Origin of the sequence: uncultured Limnohabitans sp., from assembly GCF_937889215.1 — a bacterium.
Taxonomy (GTDB): Bacteria; Pseudomonadota; Gammaproteobacteria; order Burkholderiales; family Burkholderiaceae_C; genus Limnohabitans_A.
The window spans coordinates 1-1,383 of the sequence record NZ_CALBEX010000539.1 but is presented as its reverse complement, the minus strand read 5'-3'; the positions used below and the strand labels follow the sequence as shown (position 1 = coordinate 1,383).

Below are 1,383 nucleotides of genomic sequence, written 5' to 3'. Positions count from 1 at the left end.
CGAAAACGCTGGCACCACCAGCTTGGGTGCTTTGTTGCGTGCCAAGTTGGACAACAACTGATCTTTTTGATCTGAAGACGCTTGCTGTCTGAAAAGCCGGCCCCTGTCATGGGGGCAGGCTTTTTTCAGAAGGGTGTCCATGGACACACAAGCCTGATTTACCCACGGAGTGAAGACATGACCCGTTCCGATCTGGTTGAAGAACTCGCCGCCCGCTTTGCGCAACTGACGCACCGGGACGCCGAACTGGCCGTGAAAACGGTGCTCGATGCCATGAGCGAAGCCTTGGTCAAGGGCCACCGCATCGAGATTCGTGGCTTTGGCAGTTTCTCCATCAACCGCCGTCCGCCTCGGGTGGGCCGCAACCCCCGCTCGGGTGAGAGCGTTCAAATCCCTGAAAAAAGGGTCCCCCATTTCAAACCTGGCAAGGCTTTGCGCGAAGCGGTCGATGCCGGCACCGTTCACATAGCCGCAGACACCCCAGCCCCAGCGCTGGCCGCCACCACAACACTGGCGCAAGCCCAATGAATGCCCGCCTGCAGTTGGACTGCTTGCGTGCGCAAGCCCACGCTGGCGCTTGACCCTCGACCATTAGAATCACGCCAGCATCCCAAGGTCTGCACATGAAACGTTTGCTCCGGCTGCTCCAGTGGCTACTGAAAGCGGCAGTTTTCTTCACACTCTTCGCTTTTGCGCTGAACAACCAGCAAGAAACCCGTGTGAATTTCTTTTTTGGCACGCATGTGTCGGCACCCACCGTGATGGTGGTGCTGGCGGCTTTCGCGATTGGCTTGGTGGTGGGTGTTTTGGGCATGGTGCCCCGCTGGTGGCGCGAGCGCCAATCGGTCAAAAAAGCCCCGCCCACCTCTGTAGAAATCACACCACCCACCGAGGTCTCCCGTGGAGTTTGACCTGACCTGGATTTTGCTGGGCTTGCCCGCCGCCTTCGCCCTGGGCTGGATCGCCTCGCGCCTGGACTTGCGCCAAATGCGCATCGCCAACCGCCAAGCGCCCCGCGCCTACTTCAAAGGCTTGAACTACTTGCTCAACGAGCAACAAGACCAGGCTATCGACGCCTTCATCGAAGCGGTGCAAAACGACCCGGACACCTCGGAGTTGCACTTTGCACTGGGCAACTTGTTCCGTCGCCGGGGCGAATACGACCGTGCGGTTCGGGTCCACGAACACCTGCTGTCCAGGGCCGACATCGGCTTGGCCGACCGACAAAGGGCGCAGCACGGCCTGGCCCTCGATTATTTGAAAGCCGGCTTGCTGGACCGCGCAGAGGAAGCGCTGCGCAAACTCGAAGCCACGCCGTACGAAGGACAAGCCCGCCTGGCCCGCATGGCCATTTACGAACGCTCACGGGAATGGACAGAAGCC

At 60.1% G+C, this 1,383-nt stretch carries 2 protein-coding genes and 1 pseudogene; all 3 read left to right on the top strand.

Going from position 1 to position 1,383, the window contains the following annotated elements; genetic code table 11:
- Nucleotides 1-177: 177 nt before the first annotated feature.
- Entirely contained in the window at nucleotides 178-528 is a 351-nt protein-coding gene (locus Q0341_RS13635; RefSeq protein ID WP_299514359.1) for an integration host factor subunit beta, read from the top strand.
- Nucleotides 529-623: 95 nt separating this feature from the next.
- The gene (locus Q0341_RS13630; protein WP_299514356.1) at nucleotides 624-911 is read left to right on the top strand and encodes a lipopolysaccharide assembly LapA domain-containing protein; all 288 of its coding nucleotides are present in this window, start codon (nucleotides 624-626) and stop codon (nucleotides 909-911) included.
- Nucleotides 901-1,383 (top strand): annotated as a pseudogene (locus Q0341_RS13625) (lipopolysaccharide assembly protein LapB); the annotation flags it as partial. The gene Q0341_RS13630 and the pseudogene Q0341_RS13625, both read left to right, overlap by 11 nt.

Coding starts and splice junctions, on each gene's coding strand:
- Q0341_RS13630 (WP_299514356.1), top strand. CDS start 624: ATGAAACGTTTGCTCCGGCTGCTCCAGTGGCTACTGAAAGCGGCAGTT.
- Q0341_RS13635 (WP_299514359.1), top strand. CDS start 178: ATGACCCGTTCCGATCTGGTTGAAGAACTCGCCGCCCGCTTTGCGCAA.